20 protein-coding genes and 1 tRNA gene are annotated in these 22,880 nt (G+C 65.3%); 8 read left to right on the top strand and 13 right to left on the bottom strand.

Annotated features, from left to right (window positions below; all coding sequences use genetic code 11):
- Window positions 1-4 precede the first annotated feature (4 nt).
- A complete protein-coding gene (locus tag BM360_RS07300; RefSeq protein WP_165611227.1) occupies window positions 5-937 on the bottom strand; it encodes a LysR family transcriptional regulator in 933 nt (310 codons plus the stop codon).
- 241 nt (window positions 938-1,178) lie between these two features.
- On the opposite strand from BM360_RS07300, the gene BM360_RS07295 reads away from it, so the two are divergent.
- Complete coding sequence (locus tag BM360_RS07295) at window positions 1,179-1,907, top strand: class II aldolase/adducin family protein (protein ID WP_093312884.1); 729 nt, start codon at window positions 1,179-1,181, stop codon at window positions 1,905-1,907.
- A gap of 21 nt (window positions 1,908-1,928) precedes the next feature.
- On the top strand, window positions 1,929-3,002 hold the full coding sequence (locus BM360_RS07290) for an ABC transporter substrate-binding protein (protein ID WP_093312882.1): 1,074 nt from the start codon (window positions 1,929-1,931) through the stop codon (window positions 3,000-3,002).
- A gap of 18 nt (window positions 3,003-3,020) precedes the next feature.
- On the opposite strand, the gene BM360_RS07285 is transcribed toward BM360_RS07290, so the two are convergent.
- From BM360_RS07285 to BM360_RS07250, 8 genes are read right to left on the bottom strand one after another with little or no spacing between them, the layout of a single operon-like run.
- Window positions 3,021-3,860: an ABC transporter ATP-binding protein gene (locus tag BM360_RS07285; RefSeq protein WP_093312880.1), complete on the bottom strand. Its 840-nt coding sequence runs from the start codon at window positions 3,858-3,860 to the stop codon at window positions 3,021-3,023.
- Window positions 3,857-4,681, bottom strand: coding sequence for an ABC transporter permease (locus BM360_RS07280; RefSeq protein ID WP_093312878.1), 825 nt, complete (start codon window positions 4,679-4,681; stop codon window positions 3,857-3,859). The genes BM360_RS07285 and BM360_RS07280 overlap by 4 nt, the downstream gene beginning before the upstream one ends.
- Entirely contained in the window at window positions 4,678-5,436 is a 759-nt protein-coding gene (locus BM360_RS07275; protein ID WP_093313864.1) for an ABC transporter permease, read from the bottom strand. The genes BM360_RS07280 and BM360_RS07275 overlap by 4 nt, the downstream gene beginning before the upstream one ends.
- Entirely contained in the window at window positions 5,433-6,620 is a 1,188-nt protein-coding gene (locus BM360_RS07270; RefSeq protein ID WP_093312876.1) for an MFS transporter, read from the bottom strand. Before BM360_RS07270 ends, BM360_RS07275 begins: the two co-directional genes overlap by 4 nt.
- Window positions 6,617-7,684: an ABC transporter substrate-binding protein gene (locus tag BM360_RS07265; protein ID WP_093312874.1), complete on the bottom strand. Its 1,068-nt coding sequence runs from the start codon at window positions 7,682-7,684 to the stop codon at window positions 6,617-6,619. The genes BM360_RS07270 and BM360_RS07265 overlap by 4 nt, the downstream gene beginning before the upstream one ends.
- Window positions 7,685-7,719: 35 nt before the next feature.
- Window positions 7,720-8,376 (bottom strand): class II aldolase/adducin family protein, encoded by a 657-nt coding sequence (locus BM360_RS07260; RefSeq protein WP_093312872.1) that lies wholly within the window; start codon window positions 8,374-8,376, stop codon window positions 7,720-7,722.
- Between the two features lie 12 nt (window positions 8,377-8,388).
- Window positions 8,389-9,441, bottom strand: coding sequence for an ABC transporter substrate-binding protein (locus tag BM360_RS07255; protein WP_093313862.1), 1,053 nt, complete (start codon window positions 9,439-9,441; stop codon window positions 8,389-8,391).
- A 10-nt stretch (window positions 9,442-9,451) separates the two neighbouring features.
- Complete coding sequence (locus BM360_RS07250) at window positions 9,452-10,645, bottom strand: LLM class flavin-dependent oxidoreductase (protein WP_093312870.1); 1,194 nt, start codon at window positions 10,643-10,645, stop codon at window positions 9,452-9,454.
- 202 nt (window positions 10,646-10,847) lie between these two features.
- Here BM360_RS07250 and BM360_RS07245 point away from each other — a divergent pair, with 202 nt between their 5' ends.
- Window positions 10,848-11,267: a MarR family winged helix-turn-helix transcriptional regulator gene (locus BM360_RS07245; RefSeq protein WP_165611226.1), complete on the top strand. Its 420-nt coding sequence runs from the start codon at window positions 10,848-10,850 to the stop codon at window positions 11,265-11,267.
- A gap of 769 nt (window positions 11,268-12,036) precedes the next feature.
- On the top strand, window positions 12,037-12,171 hold the full coding sequence (locus BM360_RS20110) for a YetF domain-containing protein (RefSeq protein ID WP_423228892.1): 135 nt from the start codon (window positions 12,037-12,039) through the stop codon (window positions 12,169-12,171).
- Between the two features lie 103 nt (window positions 12,172-12,274).
- Here BM360_RS20110 and BM360_RS07235 read toward each other — a convergent pair whose 3' ends face one another.
- Window positions 12,275-13,039, bottom strand: coding sequence for an EAL domain-containing protein (locus tag BM360_RS07235; RefSeq protein WP_479725486.1), 765 nt, complete (start codon window positions 13,037-13,039; stop codon window positions 12,275-12,277).
- Between the two features lie 632 nt (window positions 13,040-13,671).
- On the opposite strand from BM360_RS07235, the gene BM360_RS07230 reads away from it, so the two are divergent.
- The 3 genes from BM360_RS07230 to BM360_RS19295 all read left to right on the top strand — a co-directional run bounded on the left by BM360_RS07230 (window position 13,672) and on the right by BM360_RS19295 (window position 17,427).
- Window positions 13,672-14,892: a GNAT family N-acetyltransferase gene (locus BM360_RS07230; protein ID WP_165611224.1), complete on the top strand. Its 1,221-nt coding sequence runs from the start codon at window positions 13,672-13,674 to the stop codon at window positions 14,890-14,892.
- A gap of 109 nt (window positions 14,893-15,001) precedes the next feature.
- Entirely contained in the window at window positions 15,002-16,084 is a 1,083-nt protein-coding gene (locus BM360_RS07225) for a phytanoyl-CoA dioxygenase family protein (protein WP_093312862.1), read from the top strand.
- A 785-nt stretch (window positions 16,085-16,869) separates the two neighbouring features.
- Window positions 16,870-17,427, top strand: coding sequence for a hypothetical protein (locus tag BM360_RS19295; protein ID WP_131819209.1), 558 nt, complete (start codon window positions 16,870-16,872; stop codon window positions 17,425-17,427).
- 218 nt (window positions 17,428-17,645) lie between these two features.
- Here BM360_RS19295 and BM360_RS07220 read toward each other — a convergent pair whose 3' ends face one another.
- The gene (locus BM360_RS07220; protein ID WP_093312860.1) at window positions 17,646-19,424 is read right to left on the bottom strand and encodes a DUF885 domain-containing protein; all 1,779 of its coding nucleotides are present in this window, start codon (window positions 19,422-19,424) and stop codon (window positions 17,646-17,648) included.
- Window positions 19,425-19,886: 462 nt separating this feature from the next.
- Between BM360_RS07220 and BM360_RS07215 the strand changes: the two genes are divergently transcribed.
- The gene (locus BM360_RS07215; RefSeq protein WP_093312858.1) at window positions 19,887-21,242 is read left to right on the top strand and encodes a serine hydrolase domain-containing protein; all 1,356 of its coding nucleotides are present in this window, start codon (window positions 19,887-19,889) and stop codon (window positions 21,240-21,242) included.
- A 568-nt stretch (window positions 21,243-21,810) separates the two neighbouring features.
- On the opposite strand, the gene BM360_RS07210 is transcribed toward BM360_RS07215, so the two are convergent.
- A tRNA-Thr gene (locus tag BM360_RS07210) sits at window positions 21,811-21,886 on the bottom strand.
- A 17-nt stretch (window positions 21,887-21,903) separates the two neighbouring features.
- The gene (locus tag BM360_RS07205; RefSeq protein ID WP_093313858.1) at window positions 21,904-22,806 is read right to left on the bottom strand and encodes a hypothetical protein; all 903 of its coding nucleotides are present in this window, start codon (window positions 22,804-22,806) and stop codon (window positions 21,904-21,906) included.
- Window positions 22,807-22,880 lie beyond the last annotated feature (74 nt).

The following is a 22,880-nucleotide window of genomic DNA, read 5'->3' as shown; positions in this document are numbered from 1 at the left end:
CATGTCACGCCCGGCGAGCCGGATCGTCCGTGCTGGCGCCTGCCTTCAACTGCGTCGCGGCATGATCGATGAAGGCGCGCAGGCGGGCGGTAATATGGCGATCCGTCCGCCACTGCGCGGACAACGGCAGTTCCATCGTCTGCGCGTCCACCGTCACCGTCCGCAGCCGCCCGCTGGCGAGATCGTCGCGCACGAGGCAGATGGGCTGGTAGATCAAGCCCTGCCCGTGCACGCCGGCGGAGATCACCGCATCGGCACTGTTGGCACGGATCGAGCCGCCGGTCGGCACCTCCACCATCTGCCCAGCGCGGGTGAAGCGCCAAGGATTGATCCCAGTTTGCCCGGGCAGGATGCGGTCGACGCAGACGTGGGCGGAGAGGTCCTCGATCGTGCGAGGGGTGCCGTGCGCGTCCAGATAGGCGGGCGAGGCGCAGATCGTCAGGGGAAAGCTCGCCAGCCGGCGCACCATCACTCCCGCCGCGTCCGTTGCCCCGGCATGACCCACCCGGAACAGGATATCGATGCCACTCGCCAGTGGATCAGCCTGACTGCTGGTGAAGACAAGGTCGATAGCCACCTCCGGAAAGGCGCGACCAAAGCCGACGGCGAGCGGCGCGACCACCATACGGCCGAAGGCAGGCGGCGCACCCAGCCGCAGGCTGCCCTTCATCTCGCGCTGCGCCGCTCCGACGGCGGCGTCCGCCGTATCGATATCCGACAGGATCTTGCGCCAGTGCTGGCGATAGACGTTGCCCGCTTCCGTCAGTTGGACCTTTCGCGTGCTTCGCTGGAACAGGGTCGTGCCGAGGCTCTCCTCCAGTGCCTGGATCTGTTTGGTGATGAGGCTGGGGGAAACACCCTGCGCCCGCGCGGCACCCGAAAAGCTGCCCAGTTCGGCGACCCCGATGAACGCCTTAACCGCGACGATCTGATCCACGACCAACCCCTCACTGTTTCGTGCCGGTGCAAGCTGAGTTCCCGCAGGCGCGGCTTGTCGCTGGCAAAGGCGAGCCTAATCTCAACCCCGCTGGTAGTATATGGGCATCCGCCAGAGCCGCGGGACCGCTCCTTGGGAAAATCTGTCCAACGGCAAAGGCCAGCTTGGGGTGAGGAACATGTCCAATCGCGCGCCGCGCGGGGGCGCGCCCACCTTCGCCGCCGCATAGCAGGAGACACGCATGTCCGGTCTGTCCAACGCCGAAGTAACCTTCCTCCTCAAGGCGCAGAAGGATGCGCGCAAGGCGTTCCGCGTGCTGCGCCAAACGCGCGTCATCTCGCCCTCCGGCACGATCAGCTTCCTCGAGCGCATTCCCGGCACGGAGAAGCTGATCAATCTCGGCTATAACGGTCCGTGGGGCGGCGATCTCGACGAGGTGCAGCTCTCCGTCTTCGGCCTGGATGGCACCGTCTACCTCGGCGACGCGCGAGCGGGAGGCGGCGCGCGTTATGCCGCGCTGTTCCACGCTCATGCCGACGTGACCTCGCTCAGCCACGTCCACACGCCGCACCTCGGCGCTTACGCACAGGCGCATGCGACCTTGCCGTTCCTCTACGTGCCGGTGCAGCGGCACCGCTTCGTGCGCGAGCTACCCGTCTATGTGAACCGTCTCCAGCCCGAGGTAGAGTTCATCCTTGACCAGCTGAAGCGCGATCCGGAAATCCCCGGCATCGTCGAGGCCAATGGCGGCGCAACCGTTTGGGGCCGCAACGGCCTGCTTCGGCTAGCCGACCTGATCCTGCTGTTGGAGGAGGGCGCGCAGCTGCAGATCCTTGCCACCGGCCTTGGCGGATCGAAGCCGCTCGGGCCCGGCGTGTTGCAGCAGCAATGGCGGATGAGCGGGCTGATCCCGCGCAGCGCCACCGTCGATCAGGATGGCGTCATCACCTACGCCGAAGCCGCCGAATAACGCAGCAGGAAGGGTCCGACCATGGCCACGCTCGACATTCTCGACCGCGCACCGGACAGCAACGAAGCACTCTCTGAACTCTGGTTCACGCGCTGCCCGGTGCCGACCGCGACGGGGCTCGCCTATCGCCTGGGCCGCTTCGAGGAAGCGTTCGCCCCCTCCGGCATAGCGGTGCGCACCTTGCAGGAGACGCCAGGGCCGCTCCAGCGACACCATTACGACCATCGCCTGCCGACGCTGATCCGCGAAGGGGGTAACATCCTCGCCATCGCGGCCCGCGCGCAGCACGAGCCGACGAAGCTCGTCGGCCTGACGTGGATCGAGGAGCGGCAGGTCATCCTTGTCCGCCCGGAATCCGGCATTGCCTCCGCCGCAGACCTGAAGGGCAAGCGGCTCGGCCTGCCGACATGGATCGAGCATGAAATTCCTTCTCACGCGCGCGGGTCGAGCATTGCTCGCGGCATGTCGCTCGCCGGTTATCACGGCGCGCTCGCCTCCGCGGGGCTGACGCTGGACGATGTCGAGCTGGTCGAGGTGGACAGCCGTCGGCGCGACGCCAACCCGTCACGCGATTCGCGGCTCGGCAATCTGTGGGCCTTCCCCGATCTCGTCGCGGGCCGCGTCGATGCGCTCTACGTCAAAGGCGCCTCGGCGGTGGATGGCGCGCGCGAGGCGGGTCTGGCGGTCGCCGTCGATCTCGATGCCCTGCCTGACAGGCGCTTCCGCGTGAACAATGGCACACCGCGTCCGATCACCGTCCACCAGAGCCTTATCGACGATCATTTTGAGCATCTCGTCACCTTCCTCGAACAGACGCTGCGCACCGCCGACTGGGCGCGCGACAATCTGGATGCAGTGCTGATGGTGCTGGAGAACGAGACGCGCGGCACGCGCGCCGCAGTGGAGGAGGCCTATGGCAACGGCTTCCACGCCTCGCTCCATCCGGATTTATCGGATGAGCGGCTGGCTTTGTTCGACCGGCAGAAGCGCTTCCTGTGGGTTCACGGCTTTCTCGAGCGCGACTTCGACCTGACAGACTGGGTCGATCATCGCCCGCTCGCCGCCGCGCGCGAACGGCTGCGCCAGCGGCCCTGAGGCTCGGGCTCGGGGCGATCAGCCCTGCCGCTGCCGTGCGTCGTCCAGATTGGCGACCGCCGCAGTGGCAGGCTCGGCCATCAGTTCGCCGAGAATATCGTCGCGTAGCCGCGCGAACGCCGGGCTGCTGCGGTCGCGTCCCTGCGCGCCCACCGGCACGATGCGGGTAATGACGCCCGGCCGCCCTTTCATGACGACCACCCGGTCGGCCAGCGTGATCGCCTCCTCCACGTCGTGCGTCACCATCACGATCGTGCAGGCGGTGCGCCGGCGCAGCGCCTGCACGTCCTGCTGAAGCTTCAGCCGGGTCAGCGCATCGAGCGCGCCGAACGGCTCGTCCAGTAGCAGCACCTTGGGCTCGTTGACGAGCGCGCGTGCGATCGCCGCACGCTGCGCCATGCCGCCCGACAGCTGATGCGGGTAGGCACTCTCGAACCCGGAAAGGCCGACAAGCGCGATATTCTCCGCCACAAGCTGCGCCTTGACGCCCTTTGACAGCGGCCGCTTGGCAAGCGCCACCGCCACGTTCTGCGCCACCGTCAACCACGGGAACAGGCGGTGGTCCTGGAACACGATTCCGCGATCCAGGCTGGTGGAAAGGATGCGCTGTCCGTCCAGACGGATCTCGCCGTCATAGGCATTGTCCAGCCCGATGATGAGCCGCAGCAAGGTCGATTTGCCGCAACCGCTCGCACCGACGATTCCGACGAATTCGGCCGGTGCGATGTCGAGGTCGATCTCGCGCAGCACGTCCAGCCGGCGGCCATCGACTTTGTGCGCCTTGCTGACGCCCCGGATCGAGAGCGCGCCCGCAACCGGTGCGGCATGCGTGCCCTGCGGCGTGGGGAAGGGGATCATGCACGGTCCTCCGTGTCGCGCCAGCGCAACTGCCGGGCGGTGAAGCGGTTGAAGGCGGTGGTCAGCGCGAAGGCGATCAGGCCGACGAAGATCACGCCCAGCAGCACGGTGGCCATATTGCCTTCCACCTGGCCGGTCTCGATCATCGCGCCGATGCCGATGCCGGAGCCGAACAGGATCTCGGTGCCGATGCACGCGATCCATGCGAAGGCGAGCGCCTGCTGAACGCCGGTCAGGATCATCGGCGCGGCTGCGCGCAGCCGCACGCGCCAGAACAGCACCCACGGATCGAGGGTCAGCACGCGGCCGACCTCGACATCCGCCTGCCGCACGTTGCGCAGGCCCTCATAGGTAGACAGAACCAGCGGGAACATCGCCGCCTTGGTGACGATCAGCAGCTTGGGGAACTCGCCATAGCCGAACCACAATCCCAGCAGCGGGATCCAGCCGAGTGTCGGCACCTGCCGGATGGAGTGGAATAGCGGCCCGACCACGCGGTCCACCGTGCGCGACAGCGCCATTGCGGTGCCGAGGGCTATGCCGAGCACCCCGCCGCACACCAGTCCGATCGCCACACGCCGCAGGCTGGCGACGATGTTGGCGAGCAGGTCGCCCGAGGCGATCGCGCCCGCAAACGCATCGCTCAGCTGCGCCAGCGTGACGAAGGCGAAGCCCTGCCCGACGTGGCGACGTGCGAGCATGTCCCACAGCAGCAGCAGCGCGATCGGCAGCACCAACCCTTTTAGCCGGTGCAGCCGCGGCGTGGCGAAGCCGGCGTGCGAGCCGGACAGCGCCGGGCCGGCCTGTGCGGAGAAGCTCATGCCGACATCCCCTTCGTCAGCCGCCGTTCCAGCAGCTTGAATCCGTGATCGAGCAGGAAGCCGATCGTGCCGATCACCACCACGCCCATCAGCACGATATCGAGCCGGAACATCTGCCGGCCCATCTCCATCATCTGCCCGATGCCCTCGTCTGCCACCAGCAGCTCGGCCGCGACCAGCGCCACCCACGCGCGGCTGAGGCCGAGGCGCAAGCCCGTCAGCACCGGCGGCAGCGCGGCGGGCAGCATCAGCAGCCGCAGCCGCTGCGCCAACGACAGCGTGTAGACCGCCGCGACGTCGAGATATTTGGCGGAGATGCCGCGAATGCCGGTGAACACCGCTAGCGCGACAGGGTAGAAGCTCGCCTTGGCGACGACGACGATTTTGAATGTCTCCTCCACCCCGAACACCAGCACCAGCATCGGGATGAACGCGATCGTCGGCACCTGACGCACCGCATGGAACAGGCCCGACGTATAGGCCTCGAACTCGCGCGACAGCGCCATGGCGAGGCCAAATGCCGCACCGACCAGCGCACCGGCGGCATAGCCCGTGCCGAGCCGGCCGAGGCTGGCGAGGATGTGCGCGCCAAGCTCACCCGATCCGGCGCCCTGCACGAACGCGCGCCACACGCTCTCCGGCGGGGCGAGCACCTGCCGAGGGAAGACGCCCAGCCGTGTCGCCGTCCACCACGCAAGCAGCAGCGCCAGGAGGCCCACGAGCGAGAGCAATGGATCGAACCGCGCCCGGGTCATGCATCCTGCCTCCGCGCGCGCCACAGGATCAGCCCGGCGGCGGCGAACAGCGAGGCGATCCAAGCCAGATAGACGACGTGCAGCGAGGCGAGCGCGCTCAGTATGCCTCCGCCGAGCGAGCCGACCATGTTGCCGGACATGCCGGCGAGATTGAACAGGCCCGAGACCTTGCTCTTGTTCGCCGGGCTGCGGCTCAGCTGCGTCATGTTCTGGAAGTGGATCGACGCGGAGGCGAGGCTCAGCAGCACCGCGCCCGCGGCGAGCGGCGCGTAGCTGCGGCCCAAGCCGAAGCACAGCATCGCGACGACGCCCGCCACCAGCGACCAGAGATAGCCGGCCCGCCGGCTCAACCGCATGTAGAGGCGGTTGAGCAGGAACAGCGAGGCGACCGTGGTGGCGCCCTGCACCGCGATCAGCGAGACCGCCGCCTCGCGCGTCAGTCCCCTCTCACGGATCGCGAGGACGAGGATGAAGGTGGAGAACAGTGCCACGGTGGCGCTGGAGACATGCTCGATGACGATGCTCTCGAACACCGCTTCGTCACGCAGCAGCGCGCGCACCTCGCGGTGGAGCGGGGCGGGGGCGCTTCCGGCGGCCTCGCGCGTATCGGGGAAGAAGCTGAGGCTCGATGCGCCCATCAGTCCGAACATCAGGCCTGAGGCGATAAACGCGGTGCCATAGCCCCACTGCGCGGTGACCAGCGCCGCGAGCGACGGGCCGATCAGCGCCAGCCCGATCGTCTGCGATCCGCGATACCAGCCGGCCTTGTCCGCACCGATGCGCGGCAGCTCGCGCAGGAACGAGGTGTTCATCGAGACGATGCGAAACGGGATGCACAGGCCGATCAGCGCGCGCGCGGGCACCAGCAGCGGCCACGCGCTGATGAACGGCATGGCGAGATAGACCAGCATCGGGCCGAGGCTGGCGGTGAAATAGCTGGCGCGGACGCCGAAGTGCGAGATCAGGAAGCCGGCGGGCACCGCCATCGTCATCATCATCGCCTGCTCGACACCGATGATCGTGCCGATCTGTAGCGGATTGGCGCCAAGATGGATGGCGAAGAGCTGCGTCGCGATCCGGCCGAGCGCGATAGACGTGCCGCTGACGACGGAGAGCAGCAGGAAACGGTGGATGAAATGCGGCCCGCTCTCCGGCGGAGCGAGCGTCCGCGCGGCGTCGCTCATTGCGCGGGCGTCGTAGGCGGCGCAGACCAGAAGCCCTCCGCATCCGCCAGCTTCAGCGCGTTCGCGGTCAGGCCGGTATCGGTCAGATCCTCGAAGCTCGGTTTGTCGCCGATGAGCCCGGTCTTGGCGGCATAGTCGATGATGTAGCGGTAATGATCCTTCAGCACCGCGGGATCGAGCGGAGCGAAGCGCGCCTTCCACGGTCCCGCATCGGCCAGATCGGCACGGATCGCGCTTTCCGGCGTCTCCAGGCTCAGTCGCTTGATATAGGCGTCGCGGTTGCCGTCCGCCGACGCCCATTTTCCGGCGTGCAGATAGGCGGCGGCGACCAGCGTTGCGAGTTCGGGGTGGTCGGCGACGAAATCCTTGCGGCCCCAGATCTCGGTCCGCGCGGCCCAGGCGGCGGGTGCCTGCTTGGTCGACCAGAGAATCCGCCCCGCGCCCTCGCGCTGAAGCCGATCCGCATCAGCGACCGGACCGACGAAGGCATCCACCTTGCCGGCGGCGAGGGCCGCTGCGCCGGCAGATGGATTGACGTTGATCACCTTGAAGTCGTTGATCGTCAGCCCAGCCGCTTCCGCAGCCCGCGCCAACGCGCATTCCCACGGCCGGCCGCGATGGAGCGCCAGCCGCTTGCCCTTGAGATCGGCGATGGAGCGCGCCGGAGACCCGGTGGGCACCAGCAGGTAGGAATTGAACACGCCCGTCTGCGACAGCACCAGCCGGATCGGCGATCCCCCCGCCGCACCGATCACCGCCGGCAGATCGCCGTATGAGGCGAACTCCAGCGACTTGTTGGCAAATCCCTCGTTGATCATCGGCCCGCCGATCGCATGCGGCATGTCGACAAATTCGAGCGCATAGCCCCGGCTGGCGAGCTGCTGCTTCAGCCAGCCCTCGGACTCGACGACGCCGGTGAGATTGCCCGGCACATATTTCCCGTGGACGGTCGAGCCTCCCGCGATGATGCGCACGATCTTCGGCTGCTCGCCCGCGCCCCCGCCAGAGCAGGCGGCAAGCAGCGCGGCGAGGGCAAGCACGGCGTTCCGCCGGGTAAGCTTCATGGTCGAACGGTTCCTGTCGGGCGAGGGGAGGGGGCTCAGCCGGCCTTGGCGGCGACGAAGGCTTCGACCGCGCCCTCGGGTAGCGGCTGCGGTCCGCCGATGCGCTCGGACAGGAGGGTGATCTCCGCCGCTTCGTCAAGGCTATGGATCAGCGCGGCGAGCGCGGCGACCCCGTTCGATCCCCACGCGAACAGGCCGCGATTCTTCAGCAGTGCGGCGGGCGTCTTGGGATGCCTGCGCAACGTCTCGATCACCGGTTCGGATGAATAGCGCGGTGCCCATTCCGCCAAAGGAATCTCGTTCACGCCCGCACGCTTGGCGACCGACCAGTAGCGGATGGGAAAGGGCTTATGCGCGATGGCATAAGCGGTCAGGTGCGGCGAGTGGGTGTGCAGCGCGGCGTCGAAGTCCAGCCGCTCGTCGAAGATCGCCTTGTAGACGGAGATCACCTCGCGCAGGCTCTTGTCCTCGGGGCCGCCGATCTGCTCGCCTGCCGAGCTCACGACGATCGCCTGCTTCAGCGATCCGATTACGAAGCGGTCCGCATCGATGCGCACGGCGGCGTTGAACGCGCCGGGCCCCCTGGTCGACAGGCTGCCTTTTTCCTTCAGATCACGTCCGGCAGCGGCGATCGCCTCGGCAGCTTCGGTGACGCGCGCGTCGGCCAAGGGCAGCGTAGCAAGATTGCTCATGACAAGTTTCCTTCAGGCGATGGCATGGAGGATGTTTGGCGCGGTCGCACGAGCGGCGCGCACGCGGGCGAGCGGGGCGGGGTCGATCCATTCATGGACGGGGAAGTCGGCGGCGATGAAGCTGCGCGCGGCAAGCCAGCTGACGAACTCGGCGAAGGCCTCGATAGCCTCCGGGTCGAGATCGGCGCCGAGTGCACGGTGAACGTTCAGCCCGAAGGCTCGGCGCACCGCCGGCTCGGACCAACCCGTCTCGCCGGCGATGCCGCGCACCGCACCGTCCGGATTGGCCGCGGCCCACTCGCCCGCGGCGACGACACGGGCGAGGAAGCGGTCGACGATGTCCGGCCGGTCGCGCAGCAGCGCGGCGCTCACCGTCAACGGGCGCGGCGTGCAGTTGCTGGTACGCAGCAGCGGATCGGGATCGTTGCCGATGTCGACGACGATCTGAGCGCCAAGGAGGTGCGCCACGTCTTGTCCGCGCACGTCCTTGACGTAGATCGCCTCAACGTGACCCGCAGCGAGCGCGTGAGCTTCGCTTGTGTAGGTATGGTGCCGCTGCCCAGACAAGCCGCGACGCTTGCTGCCATCGCCGTCGATATCCGGCAGATCGATCATTTCGACGTCAGCCAGCGATAGACCCTCCCGCGCCAGCACGAGATCGAACGCGCGCAGCGCCGAGGCGCGGTTATGGTCGATGGTGATGTCGTGCTTCGGCAGGCCGATGCGCCGGCCTTTCAGATCCGCTGCGGTCCGGATGCCGGAGGCGGGCAGCGCGATGATCGCCTGATGCTCGTCCGTCCACGTCAGCGCGATGACGCGCGTGTCTGCCCCGCGCGCCCGTGCCCAGATCGCCGGCACGCTACCGCCCTGACGAAAGCTGTTCGGCAGACTGTGCTCGAAGTGGGAGGCGAGCTCATCCACGTTGCCGGACTCGCGCAGTGAGCGCACGTCGATCGGGTCGCCGGCGAACTCCTCCTCGAACCAGCCGAACTGCGCGGCGAAGCTGAACGGCGTCGGCACCGAGCAGCGCGTGTACCAGAGCGTATCGACCGAAGGCTGTGCCATGATCCTGTCCTCAGGCCGCGCGGACGCGTTCGTTGTGAAGCCCGGCAATGGCGTCGCCCAGAAGCGGCAGGATCTCCTCGCCCACGTTGTAGGCTTCCTCGAGATGCGGATTGCTCGCGAGGATGAAGGATGAGGCGCCGGCATCGACATATTCGGCTAGCCGGTCGGCAATCTGCTGGTAGCTACCGATGATGCCGCAGCTCGGACCACCGCGCAGGATCGACATGCCGGCCCAAAGATTCGGTGCGACAATCAGGTCGTCGAAGCTGTCGGTGCGACCCTTGTGCAGTGCCCATTGCCGCTGTGCGCCGGCGGATTCGGCGGTCGACTCCTTCTTGCCGTCACGACCCAGTTCGTTGAACAGGGCCTTGGAGGTCTCGGTCGCGGTGGCGAACAGGCGCCGCGCTTCGTCCCATGCTTCCTTCTCGGTGTCGCGCGCGATGATGTCGACGCGCACGCCGAAGCGCACCTTGTCCAACCGCCCACGCTGCGCCGCCGCCTTGCGAACACGGTCAAACTGCTCGACGTTTCCGGCGACAGGCTCGGCCCAGACGAGATAAACGTCGGCATGGTCAGCCGCCACGTCGATCGCCGGCTGGCTCGATCCCGCGAAGTAGATCGGAGGCAGTGGCGTGTCGCGCAGCGGCGCCTTGAAGCCGCCTTTCTCGATCCGGTAAAGCTCGCCCCGATAATCGAGCGGCCCTTCCTTCCAGTAGCGCTTGAACACGTCCAGGAATTCGCCAGTGCGCAAATACCGGCTATCATGGTCGAGGAAATCGCCCAGCGCGCGCTGGGCCTTTGAAGATCCGCCGGTGATGATGTTGATGTCCACGCGTCCGCCGGTGATGCGCTGGAGCGTGGCGGCGGACTGCGCGGCGAAATGTGGCTCGGTGAAGCCCGCCTGATGCGCCACCATGAAGCGCAGGCGCCGCGTCTCGCGGGCAAGGGCGGCGGCGACGATCCAGCTCTGCTCGCTGATACCACTGGTCGGCACCAGCGCGCCGTCGAAGCCGTTGATCTCAGCGGCGCGGGCAACTTGTCCGAGATAATCGATATAGCCGAAGCCGTCGGCCTTGCCGTGGCGCTCGCCGGGCGCCTTGCGCAGTGCGGGAGGCAGCTTGTTCCATTCCCCGCGCGTATGCCTGTCATGCGCCTTGCGACCATCGCCGTGGGTAGGCAGGCGCCAAAAAATCTCTACCGGCATCGCTCGACTCTCCGCCAGAACTGCGTTCGTCGAAGGGATATCTCTACCGGCTTAGTGGAAAATCGGAGAAAAACTTGCACCAGAGAAAGCTTTTGCTCGCTGGTCCATATAAACGCCTTTTCAACAAAGGCTTAGCGATTGGAAAGAAAGTTAGATGAGCGAAGGAAGTGATCGTTCCGACGCGAGCGGGCTGCTGGTTGAGATGATCGAGCAGGGCGTTTTCCGCATCTACCGCAGCCTTCGCCAGCAACCCGCGCTGAAGGATATGGCGCCGCAGGATCCAGTGCTGCTGAAGCAGGTGGCGCGCCGCCCCGGCATCGGGCTCAGCGATCTCGCGCGGCTCGAACGATTGCGTGCGCCGACAATCACCAGCCACATCAATCGGCTCACCGCCGCCGGCTTAGTGCGTCGTGTACACGACAGTCACGATCGCCGTCGCGTCGGCCTCCACATAACCGCCAAGGGGCAGCGCGCGATCCGCCACGCTACCGAAGTCCGTCATGCCTTCATCGCTGAACGCGTCGCCGCGCTGTCGGAGGCGGAAGTCGAGGCGCTACGGATCGCCGCCCCGATCCTGATGCGCCTGGGCGACGACCCCGCCGGCGACATACCAGAGAGCTGAGAGGCCGGGCACGCTGAGCCGCGTCCATGGCATCAAGACCTCGCGTCGCAATGTTGAGGGCTCGTGACTTCAGGGTGGTCAGAGCGGGGCCAAATTCCCTGATGAGGGTTGTCGCATTCTACTTAGTTCTGATGGCTGCTATCTCGCGTAAGCGGACGTTTCGCTCGCCTTGAGGGTCACAGCCAATTTGACGGCGTGCACGAAGAAGCCACTTGAGCCGGACGCCTCGGTAGCGCGTACGCGGAGGTGATCTCCTTCGCAGCGGAGGCACAATCGGGCGAAATGGAACATGAGCCGCCGCTGCATCGGAAGATCGGTCAGGGCGCTTGCCCGGCTGCTCTGTCCTGCGCACCACGGTGCGTGTCCCGCTTTACCGACCTGCCCGACGGCATCAGCGAAGAACACGCGGCGGAAACGCGCGGCTTGCGCGCCTATGCCAGCCCCTCGGCCTCGCTCTGCTCAGTGTGATGATGGTTCTAGCTGGAACGGGCTTGTTCGGCGGCTCGCCTGCGCCGGTAATGATCGTGATCGCGCCCGCCGCGTTGCTTGAGGTGAAAGTGGCGCGCGCCCTTCGCAGCGAGCTGTTCTTCGAGACACAGATTAAGGTTGTGGCACACCGCGGGATCGCCAAGCCCGTTATTGGCGTCGACACGACATTGTGGCGCGATCTGACGATCAACAGCCACATACCGGCCGCCTTCTACGAGAGCTTCGCGGACGGTCAGTTCCGCTTCACCTATCCGGCGCTCGCGCCGAGGTTGAGGCGGAAATGCGGCTCGCCGGTATCGCGCGGATGTACCAGGTCGCTTGGGCAATCCTTGAGACACGCGGGAAGATCAGCTTCATTGGAAAGGATGATGGTGAGGTGCAGGCCGACGCTGACGACCAGGGCAGTGTGAACTGAAAACGCTAGCGTGAGCGCTCATGCGCGAGTGAATTGTTGGACAGGCGGCGTCTTATCGAGTGGGTCGCGCGCTTATGGAGCGCATGTGAAGGCTGACGACTTCTTATCGGAGCCGCCAGTCCGGCCGGCTTGGTGGCAGTGACGCGATGGACGGCTTCGCATACCAATAACCTTGATGGTAGCGGACACCGAGATCACGCAGGGTCGCGGCCTCAGCAGCGGTTTCGATCCCCTCAGCGATCAGCAGGGTGTTCAACTCGCGGCACATGCTGACCACGGACCGCACGATTGCACGTCGCCGTGGATCGGTATCGATCCCGCGTACCAGCTCCATATCCAGCTTGATCTCGTCGGGAACAAAGCGGGCAAACATGTCCAGCCCTGAATGACCCGCACCGAAGTCGTCGATCGCGACCGAAAAACCGATCCGCTTGTAGGTGTCGATGATCGACGCGACGTGCTCGGGTGACCCCATCTGCTCGTTCTCTGTGAACTCAAAAATTAGTCGATCAATCGGCATCCCCACTGCCTGCGCAGTCCGCAGGGTCAGCTGGATGCACGCCATTGGCGAGTAGACCGCGTTCGGCAGAAAGTTGATAGAAAGGCGAGCTTCCGTGTCCATCAAGCCCGCGGTCAGTGCGCTCTCAATGGCATGCACCCGGCACGCCTGATCAAAGGAGTAGCGGTTTGCCTCGGTGACGCGGGAGAGCACACTGAGCGCGCCTTCGCCACTCGATCCGCGGATAAGCGCTTCGTAGGCGAACGCTAGACCTTTGTCCGTGTCGACGATCGGCTGGAAAGCCATCGTGAACGGAATCTCGAAATCGACGCCGTCTCGGCACCCATTGCAAATTCGGCGCATTTCCATAGCCTTGCTCTAGGCCAGAAATCTTAAGCAAGCATGATCGCCTCCACCTGAAGGTCAGATGCAGTTCTCTCCGGCCTCCTCCGCCGGAACCCTATACCCCGCTCTCCCTTCAGCCTCGGCCAGCGCTACCGTCCTCTCATGCAGAGCTCGGCTGTGCCTGCTCGCGGGCAGCTTCTATCTCGACCGGAGGAAATACACGGGCTTTAGCCAAGCTACGCTGCGGAACAAGCGTCAGAGGCGTTGCTTGTGCAGTGCATGTTGCAAAACATCATTTATTCCAAGCTGTCATACTTCGGCGGAGCACAGTTTCATATAATCGCAGACTATCGGGAGCATTTACGCCTGGGCTAAGTTGCCGGCGACTTTCCGGTTCGGCCTATGATTGAGGCTTCCGGCCGCGAGCGCTCCGATGCAGCGGTAGCATGTCACCTCAGACTCTAGCCGAATCAGCGAAAAGCCATGGCATATGGTCGGAGTCAGGCCTCCAATCAAAGCTCGCCTCGGTGCGGTGGGATTGCGCCCGAGCCGTTCGGGGGTCGTTAGGCAGGGCATGCCCGCCACCAACCTGTGCGGACCATCTTAGCTTAATCTTATCATCTGCAGTTCTAGTCCTCGATGCCAGGGAGCATCACGTGTTAGAACGCCGCATCGTACCAGAAGCGGGCATTCGGGTCGCAATCACCCGAGGGATCTCGCCGGCGCTGGACGCGCTCGCCCGGCGATCCCGGTCCGGATCCTGCTTTATGCGCGCCGCATGGTTCGAAGCGGCCGACGCAGCGAATGCCCAAACGGTGCTGGCGATGCGACCGGACGGCAGTGCCGTCGCCGCCATACCGATCGCCGGCATCGGCCCGCCTCTGGTCGGCACCCGTGCCGTCCCGGGCAGTTACTGGCCGTTCCGCTCAATCGCTGTGGCCGCGGATGCCCTCCCTGCCGAACTTGAGGCGTTGCTGTCGGCACCGCAAGTGCGCCGGGCACTCTCGCCGGTGTGGCGGGTCGGCCCAGTGTTGCGGGAAGACCGGGCTGTCACGATGCTTGAACAGGCCGCAGTTCGCGCGGGCTGGACGGTCCTTGTTCGAACGCTCGGAAACACCTTTGTGCTCAGCGTCGGCGATCAAATCACTGGCGGAGGCTGGCCAAGAAAGTCGACCCTTCGCCGCCTCAAAAACTACGAGCGGCAATTGGCGCAAAAGGGAGAGCTCGACATCCGCTTCGTCACCGGTTCCGCATGGGACGAAGAGGCCTTCAAGGCGCTGGCGGCAATCGAAGCTAATAGCTGGGTCGGCCGGAGAAGCGATGGCAGCGGCGCGCAGTTCCTCGCGCCCGCCCAATGTGCGCTGTGGCGCCGAGCGGTCCGCGATCCCCATATTGCGGAGGCTCTGTCAGCGACCATCCTGACCGTCGGTGGGGAGCCTGCCGCCTTTTCCTTCGACCTTCGAGCGGGCGAGCGTCAGTACAGCATCGCCAGCAGCTATGACGAGCGTTTTGCAGCGGGCCGGCCGGGCAAGATTGTCACATATCGTCAGCTCGAATGGGCTGCCCGTCAGGGCGTGCAGACGGTAGATCTGGGCGTTGGCGACAGCGGCTACAAGCGGGAGATGGGCGCGGTTGCGGGTTCGCAGATGATCGATTTGCTGTTCGTACGAAACCGGTCGATCGGCCGGCTGCTCAGCTTCAAATGGGGCCCGATGTCGGAGCTTGCGTGTCCCGACTTTCGCGCGAGCGCGGATGCGCGCCGGCGCCGCAAGCGGATCGTGGCCCAGGTCGCCGCCGCCGCCGCCATCGCGGCGACAGCGGTCGCGGCCAGCACGGGATGCGCCACGAGGGGCACCGCTCAAACACCAACGCGCTGATCGAGCCCGTCGGATCGACCTGGTTCCGCACGGTCCAAGACTGCCGGACAGGTATGTGACGACAAATTGCCGGTCATGAAGGGCGTCGGATCATTACGAGGCAGAGGGCATGAAAGAGCTTAAGGTCTCGACCGATACATCTCTGTTCGAAGTGCCTGCTGTCTTGGATGCCGGCGGCAAGCTTACGGGGGTCTGCGCACGACAAGCCTTGGCGGTGATGAAAAGCAACGGCTTCGTTATCCTCACGAACCTCTTGTCCAACGAAGAGGCGGATGTTGGCCTGGAACTGATACGCCGAACCATCGAAGACCCCGATCGGGCCCGGTGCTCATTCGCAAGCGAGACCGACAATCGCTATGTGCGTCGCGACTTCTGCTCTCTCCCGTCGACCCGGGTTGTAGTCAGCTTTGCGGCTATGTTGTGCCAGCGTCTCGAGGGCATCATTTCCGCGTACTGTGAGCGGTCACACCCGCTTCTCGAGATCACCACATTGACCAGCTATCTCGGCTCATCGCATCAATATATTCATCGCGATCCAGCCGGCGTGATCAGCCTTTTCGCCGCCGTCACAGATGTGTCAGAGCGACAGGGCGGGACGGTGTTTATTCCAGGTACGCACTTCGACGGCACCGCCGACCGGGAGCGTGGCGACAAGTCCCGTGAGTTGATGGAGCTGTTCCGAGTAAAAACAAACTTTCACATATTTTGCTACAACTTGGCGAAGCTGTGGCGCCTACTTAGTCAAAGAAAAGCGCTTTTGGCGCCGGGTGAATTCCGTGACCGAGTGCTCTCCAGAAAGTGGGATGAGCACCAACCGAACCTGATGCGCTTTATCTTAGGAAAGAACTCACAATTCAGTCGACGTAATCTGGGGCCAAGAACGTTGTGGAAGCTTTATCGCCACCGTAAGGTCATCAGAAACCTGTTCCACTTGGTGCAGACGGCGCCGCGCAAGGGTACGGTCATCCTGTACCAAAGTGACCTGCTCCATGCCGGGCCCGACAACCGATCGCCTCATCCTCGGCGACTCTTCAGCATGAGCATCGCGCGAAACAGCGCCGAATACAAGTTCTGGCAAGCCGGCTATTCGCCACACCCCACTTTGACCGCTCATCCGATTAGCTTCGGTGATATTCTGGATCTCCCTCAAGCTAGGCTGCCACGAGTATCAAGTCGCCAGATGATCACGTAAGTGTTTTAAGTTCAATGATTTGACCTGCGCTTACTAGATGCGATGACTCGTGGAAATCGGCCGTGCGGAAGAGGCTTCGGCGAGCCCTCCGACGGAGCGAAGCAATTGCGGGAGTCCCCGTCCCCACTTCCGCAAGCTGACATTCGATCTCCAGTTCAGGCCTGGCCTGTGGCTGCACCTTGACCAACACCCAATTGCGGGTAGCTCAAGCCACCGTGAACGTTGCCTTCCGGGCGTGAGCGGACGTTCGGGAGATCGGCCGCAGGATGTCTGATATTGGAGGTTGGCCGACGCCCGATTGATGGCGCACGCCAAGGCGCTCACTACGCCGATGGTGCGGGAGCTGAGTCGCGAGAACCCCATCAAGGCGGCGCGGAGATGTCTATTATCGTGCCCTCATGCGAGAAGCCTGCGCCAGTTGCGCCGTTGAGGGCAGGGTAGGCGTTAGCCATGGTCTGGATGGGACGCGACGAGGACAACTCGCCTGGCGCTTAGCTGGCCTTTGGGCATTCGACGCTTTCATGGTAATTGTTCTTGCCGGCCGCAATTCGCCATAACATGAAGGCACCAAGCAACTCACCGTACCTATCAACGCAGAAAAAGCTCCATGATCGCCAAGGCGATTGAACCTGTCGCTGAGGCGTATGTCCAAGCTGGTAACATCGACATCTGTGATGTGCTTCCGTATTGTGGAGGTTGCCGTACAAGACGTATATCTTATAAGCAAATGACTTCTGAGATATCCCTGGGCGTTCAAGCTCTACAGGGCCAAGTGGGACGGCGATTTGGGCAGGACGGTTTCAAATCTGCCTGACAATCGATTGGCATTTGTTTGTAAAAGCGTAGAAGATTCGCTGTTCGATGCGGTGAAGCTCAAGCGGCTGCATGTTGATCCGCTCGATCAGGGCCTCGTCCGGTCAACGGCGTTGCAAGCCAATCTGTATGGCAAGCGGACGCGAATGCGAGATGGGCGCTGGCTGCAGATCAACGTGCCGTTCAGCGGTACCGGTGCTATGGCTCCAGCGGCCGACGTGCGACGTCACCCTGGTCCTTCGTGGACGAGTCCTGCGGTACAAGATCTTCCTACAAATGATCTCCGCGCTGATGACTGGCAGGAATCGCCCAAGTCTCTGGATCCGCTTTTCGAACAAGCGCGAGCGGTGCGCCCCTGCCGTCAGTCATACATTGATGAGCACAATGCGGCATTGACGGACTCATGCCGCGTTATGTCGAGGAGCAGGGAGCTTGCCTCAAGCAGAGGTTGCGGTCCTACTCTCGCTGATGCGCTGGGGCAGGTAGACGTGTTCGAGCTTGACGCGGTGCACAGCCAAATCGCTATTTAAGACACTCTTTAGCGCGCAACAAATTGGTTGGAGCCACTGGAGCGCGTCGGTGGGTGTGACGGCTCCATGCGGAGATGCCGTGCCTGCAATCCAGAACGTCGAGTGCCGAGGCGCCGTCTATTACTGGCGCCGTATCGCACTCCAGGGTGCTGGATCGCTTCGTCGCTTCGTCGCTTCGTCGCTTCGTCGCTTCGCTCCTCGCGATCACGAGGGTAGGCCTATTTGCGGTCGGCGAGCGTGTCTGGGCCGCCGGCGGCGATCCAGCCGTCGATCTGCTGTTCCAGCACCGGGAGCGGCACCGAGCCCAGGTTCAGGATCAAATCGTGGAACCAGCGCTGGTCGAACTTTGCGCCCAGCTTCGCCTCGGCATCGGCGCGCTTGCGACGGATCGTCATCTCGCCGAGCTTGTAGGCCAGCGCCTGGCCCGGCCAGCTGATGTAGCGATCCACCTCCGTTTCAACCTCGTGGCGGGATAGTGCGGTGTTGGCGAGGAGATAGTCGATCGCCTTGTCGCGGCTCCAGCCATAATGGTGGATGCCGGTGTCGATCACCAGCCGGCAGGCGCGCCACATCTCATAGGAAAGGCGGCCGAAATCCTCATAGGGCGTGCGGTAGATGCCAGCCACCGTGCCCAGCCATTCGGTGTAGAGGCCCCAGCCTTCGCCATAGCCGGAGAAATAGGTCTGCTTGCGGAATTCGGGGCGGTTCGGCCCCTCCCGCGCGACCGCGGCCTGGAAGCTGTGGCCGGGCACGCATTCATGCAGCGTTAGCGCCGGGATCTGGTAAAGCGGGCGCACCGACAAATTGTGCGTGTTCATCAGGCAGCTTTCCAGACCGCCACGGCCCGCCGTGTAGAAGGGCGCGATCGCATCGGGCACCGGCCGGATGGTGAAGCGGTAGCGCGGCAGGAAGCCGATGGTGTTCTTCAGCTCCCCGTCCATCCGCTTGGCGATATAGGCGGAGACGCCCATCAGCTCGTCCGGCGTCTTGGCGTAGAATTGCGGATCGGTGCGCAGGAACTGCTTGAACGCATCCAGCGTGCCGGTGAAGCCCGCCTTCGCCTTCGCCGCCTCCATCTCCGCGGTGATGCGCGCGACTTCCTTGAGGCCGATGGCATGGATCTGCTCGGCGGTGAGATCCAGAGTGGTGAACTGGTGGATCTGGGCCTGGTAGAAGGCCGCGCCGCCCGGCATCTTCTCGGCCGCCAGCGTGGTGCGCGTCTTCGCCAGATACTCGTTGCGGTAGAAATCGAGCAGCTTGGCGTATGCGGGCACCACCGTGCCGGTGATCAGCTGGCGCGCCTCGGCCTGCATCGCCGCCTGCTCGGCCGCGGGGATGGTGGCGGGCATCTTCTCGAACGGCGCGTAGAAGGGGTTCGTTGCGGGATCGGCGACGGTGTAGGCGGCGATGGACGCGTCACGCCCGCCGAGCGTCGCCTTGGGCACGCTGAAGCCGCGCGCGAGGCCGGCGCGCATGTTGGCGATCTGCTCGTCGAAATAGCGCGGTAGATCGCGCAACCGGCCGAGATAGCGGCGATACTGCTCCGGCTTGGCATAGGCGGCGCGCGGCGCAATGCCCGACCAGAAATTGCTGTCCGCGTTGAACGGCATCTCCCACACTCGGAACGGCCCATCCGCCACGAACGCTTCCAGGCTAGTGCGGAAAACGGCGGCGTTGATCCGCTCCTCGGGCGAGAGGCGATCGACCGGGATGCGGTCCAGCGCGGCGAGCGTCTTCTGCCAGTAAGCGATGCGCGCCTGCTGGCTGGCGGGATCGACCTTGGGGAAGTGATCGTCCCCCGCCATCCACGGCTCGTCATCGGGCAGGCGCGCAAGCTCCTTCTGCCGCCATGCCCACTCCGTCTCGTAGAGCTGGCGCAGCTGCGCGTCGGCGCTGCCGGGGGCGGCGGCAGGTGCGGCGGGCTGCGCGGGCGCGGCAATGGCGCCGGACGCTGCGAAAGCCAGCGCGATGGCGGAGACTTGCTTGAGCACGATCATTCCCCTCTTCTCGATATCCCTGGACCGTTCAGCCGGCGGCATCCTTACCCGCATTCCTGCTGCCCTCGGCGATCCAGCGATCGAACTCCGCCTCAAGCACGGGCAGCGGCACGGAGCCAAGCCCCAACACGACATCGAATTGCCCTGGTCGAAAGCGGGGCCGAGCTTCGCCTCGGCATGCGCGCGCTTGCGGCCGATCGTCTCGCGGACCGGCCGGCGGTCCGACCCTTCGAAGCGCCGCCCGCAAGGAGTACGATCAGATGTGGAAGGATATCAGGTCTCGATTTGTTCGTCGTTGAGCGCATAGCGAAAGCTGGTCGCCTGTCGTTTCCGAGTGGATCGATACAATGGCAGGGCGCCGGGCATATCCGCGTTCAAGAGCTCAGCTGGCTGAAATTCGTGTTCGACCAATTGTTTCACGGGCGGGTTGCTGATGTCCCGGCCAAATGAGAAGAGGCGGGCATGCGCACCCTGCTAGCTGCCTGCCTCATCCTGCTCCTCCCCGCCGCCGCACAGGCCCAAGTCGTTCCGCAGCCCTCACCGGGCGCCTATCAGCGCGCAGTCGCCGCGGGGTATAAGGCGGCCCTTTACTGCTCCGGCATCTTCAACGGGGGGCGCACCCCTGCGCAGATCGACGCGGACGAGCTCGCCGGTATCTATCCCGAATATGCCGGGATCGTGCCCACATTGTCTGCGCAGATCGACCGCGAGCAGCACAGCGTCTCAGTGGCGTTCGACTCACGCATGCCGCCGCGGCGCGCAGCATGGACCCGTGGGCAAGGGTGCGTCACCCAGCCAATCGGTAGCGAGGCCGCGCCTGCGCGCTTGCCTGCGCCCGCAGCTGGCATCCCTGATGCGGATGCCCGCCCATGGCCGCAGGGCGACGCGGGCATTGCACCGCGGCCCTCGGCACGGCTGGCGGGTACCGTCGGCGGCGCCTTCGGCAACACCTATGGCGCCGGCACCAAGACCGTTGGCTTGCTGGTGGTGAAGGATGGGCGTGTGCTGGCGGAGCAATATGGCGCCGGCTTCGGCCCGTTCGTCTCCAACCGTACATGGTCTGTCGGCAAGTCGATTGCGGGAACGCTCGTGGGACTGGCCGATGCGGGGGCAGTGGGTGCTCCCGCCACGATCGCGGAATGGCGAGTTGGTGATCCGCGGCGCCGCATCACGATCGACCACCTCCTGCGCATGGCGTCGGGACTGCACAGCGATACGGCTGGCAATCGAACGGACGCGATCTACTTCGGCGGCACGACCGTGGACGAGCAGGCGGTGGCCTGGCCGCTGGAGGTCTCGCCGGGCACGCGCTTCCGCTATGCCAACAACGATATCCTGCTCGCCATGTACGCAACGCGGCAGGCGATCGGCGAGGAGCGTTATCGCGCGCTGCCCGGCAGCCTGTTTGGTCCACTCGGCATGGCGCATACCGTCGCCGAGACGGACTGGCACGGCAACTACATCCTCTCGAGCCAGGTCTGGTCGACTGCACGCGATCTCGCCAGGCTGGGTCTGTTCTGGCTGCAGGATGGCGTCTGGGCGGGCAAGCGCCTGCTGCCCAAGGGCTGGGTACGTGCCATGACGACGCCGAGCGGCCCTCAACCGGCGAGCGGTCCGGGGTACGGCGCAACCATGTGGCTGTTCGGGCCTGAGCAGGGCCTGCCCCCAGGCAGCTTCGCAGCGCAGGGCAATCGCGGTCAATTTATCATGGTTATCCCGTCGCGGCGTCTCGTCATCGTCCGCCGCGGCGAGGATTCAGGTGCGGCTCGGTTCGATATCGCCCGCTTCACCGCGGATGTGGCGGCGGCGCTGCCCTAAGGCCGTTTGCGGTGTCTCTTGCAGGCCGCAGCACATGGAGTAGGCGGGCACGAAATCGCCCAGGCATACATCGGTGATTCGGCTGGCCTAGGCTCAGAGAGGAGATCCAAGGCTCTAAGCGGACGCCATCACCGCTCGTTCAAGGCTGCGTTTGCAAACGTGGCGAGCGCTCGGCTTGCGATCTTTACCTTGGCCATCACTGACGCGTGCGCCTCCGCTGACCGCCCGCAAGCTGCTGCGCGCTGAGGCCATCGCGCTTGACTTACGGGAGCAACGCCGTGTGCTCGGCTTTGCCTGTCGCTTCAACCGATCGAACCTGCGCGCGCCCGAGATGGCGCGCGTTCTCGTTCCAATTGCTGCAGAGGAACCGCCCTTAGGCCCTCGCGAAAGAATCTAGGGCATTTTTCAAGCCAGCAGAGATGCGCGGCCACTTTGCGCGTCATCTCGGCGGAGAAAGCGGCTCCTGTCCTCGCTTGCCCGTGATGCGCTGCCGCAAAGCTACGGAAACCAGGCGCTTCTCTGGCGAGTGCCGTCAGCCAGCCGGTTAGGCAGGAGACGGGCGACTGCGTGGTGCCGGCCGTCGGACTCGAACCGACGACCTCCCGCTTACAAGGCGGATGCTCTACCAGCTGAGCTAGGCCGGCCCGCTGCCAGCCTTGCGTCAGTCCAGCCCGAAGGTCCAGCCTTCGGTGCGTGCGAGCGTGTCGTCGAGGAGGGCAGGCCGCCATAAAGCGGCGCTTGTGTGGACGCGGCGCAGCCATGCGGCGATCAGCATGGCGTCGGTCGAATGGTCGTCATAGCGGGGCAGGGGGGCGGCCGGGGCGCTGCCGAGTGCCGCCAGCGCGCCATCCAGCGCCGTCGCGTCGCGCAGCTTGGTGCGGCCGGGCACCATGCCCGCCGCCACCGCCGCGATGGCGCTATAGACCTCCACGATCAGCGGGCCTTGCGGCGGCACCGGATCGAACGGCCAGATCGGCACGCGACCGGCCAGCCGGTGCAGCAGCCGCATGCCGGTCAGGCTGGCGCGGCCGACCTGCGCCGCCCCGATCAGGTTGAAGCCGGAGGTGGCATTGCCCAGCCGCCGACGCCGCGTTTCCGCCTCCACCACGCGCAGCCTGCCGGAAGGTTGCTCGAACGCGTCGCCCGTCAGCACGGTGCGGCCCTCTTGCCGGCGGAAGTGCGCGGCGGCGTGGCGCGGCAAGGCGGTGGCGGCGAGATGCGCGTCGCCGCGGCAGATCGCGTCGACCAGCGCCCAGAGGCTCCGCGCATCCGGCGGGCTCCACGCCTCGCCGGGGAAGTAGGCGCCGCGATCGGCGAAGGGCAAGGCGGGAGAGAAGTCGATGCCGATCAGCAGCGCCTCGCCTGTCTCCGCCGCCATTCGCAAGCGCGCGAGCACGTCCTCGCGGGACCAGCCCCGATCCTGGCGGATCAGGTGCGGCGGCCCGCGGCCCGCCTCGGCCTCCGCCACGGCGAGACCCGGCGGCCGCTCCACCGCCGCGCCCGACCAGTCGATCCCCATGAAGCGGGTGAAGCGCCCCGCGGGAACGCCCGGCTCAGCGCTCATGGCGCGCCGCAGCACTCGCCTTGTTGCCGCGGCCCTTTTCGGCTAAGCGCCCGCCCGACTTCAGCTCCGACAAT

It is taken from the genome of Sphingomonas jatrophae (assembly GCF_900113315.1).
GTDB lineage: Bacteria > Pseudomonadota > Alphaproteobacteria > Sphingomonadales > Sphingomonadaceae > Sphingomonas_P > Sphingomonas_P jatrophae.
This window is presented reverse-complemented; position numbering and strand designations above follow the sequence as displayed.

Excerpts from the sequence above, each read along its gene's own strand:
- BM360_RS07260 (WP_093312872.1), bottom strand. The coding sequence starts at position 8,376 with ATGAGCAATCTTGCTACGCTGCCCTTGGCCGACGCGCGCGTCACCGAA.
- BM360_RS07285 (WP_093312880.1), bottom strand. The coding sequence starts at position 3,860 with ATGATCCCCTTCCCCACGCCGCAGGGCACGCATGCCGCACCGGTTGCG.
- BM360_RS07250 (WP_093312870.1), bottom strand. The coding sequence starts at position 10,645 with ATGCCGGTAGAGATTTTTTGGCGCCTGCCTACCCACGGCGATGGTCGC.
- BM360_RS07275 (WP_093313864.1), bottom strand. The coding sequence starts at position 5,436 with ATGACCCGGGCGCGGTTCGATCCATTGCTCTCGCTCGTGGGCCTCCTG.
- BM360_RS07280 (WP_093312878.1), bottom strand. The coding sequence starts at position 4,681 with ATGAGCTTCTCCGCACAGGCCGGCCCGGCGCTGTCCGGCTCGCACGCC.
- BM360_RS07290 (WP_093312882.1), top strand. The coding sequence starts at position 1,929 with ATGGCCACGCTCGACATTCTCGACCGCGCACCGGACAGCAACGAAGCA.
- BM360_RS07205 (WP_093313858.1), bottom strand. The coding sequence starts at position 22,806 with ATGAGCGCTGAGCCGGGCGTTCCCGCGGGGCGCTTCACCCGCTTCATG.
- BM360_RS07255 (WP_093313862.1), bottom strand. The coding sequence starts at position 9,441 with ATGGCACAGCCTTCGGTCGATACGCTCTGGTACACGCGCTGCTCGGTG.
- BM360_RS07225 (WP_093312862.1), top strand. The coding sequence starts at position 15,002 with ATGAAAGAGCTTAAGGTCTCGACCGATACATCTCTGTTCGAAGTGCCT.
- BM360_RS07215 (WP_093312858.1), top strand. The coding sequence starts at position 19,887 with ATGCGCACCCTGCTAGCTGCCTGCCTCATCCTGCTCCTCCCCGCCGCC.
- BM360_RS07245 (WP_165611226.1), top strand. The coding sequence starts at position 10,848 with ATGATCGAGCAGGGCGTTTTCCGCATCTACCGCAGCCTTCGCCAGCAA.
- BM360_RS07220 (WP_093312860.1), bottom strand. The coding sequence starts at position 19,424 with ATGATCGTGCTCAAGCAAGTCTCCGCCATCGCGCTGGCTTTCGCAGCG.
- BM360_RS07235 (WP_479725486.1), bottom strand. The coding sequence starts at position 13,039 with ATGGAAATGCGCCGAATTTGCAATGGGTGCCGAGACGGCGTCGATTTC.
- BM360_RS20110 (WP_423228892.1), top strand. The coding sequence starts at position 12,037 with ATGCGGCTCGCCGGTATCGCGCGGATGTACCAGGTCGCTTGGGCAATC.
- BM360_RS07265 (WP_093312874.1), bottom strand. The coding sequence starts at position 7,684 with ATGAAGCTTACCCGGCGGAACGCCGTGCTTGCCCTCGCCGCGCTGCTT.
- BM360_RS07270 (WP_093312876.1), bottom strand. The coding sequence starts at position 6,620 with ATGAGCGACGCCGCGCGGACGCTCGCTCCGCCGGAGAGCGGGCCGCAT.
- BM360_RS07295 (WP_093312884.1), top strand. The coding sequence starts at position 1,179 with ATGTCCGGTCTGTCCAACGCCGAAGTAACCTTCCTCCTCAAGGCGCAG.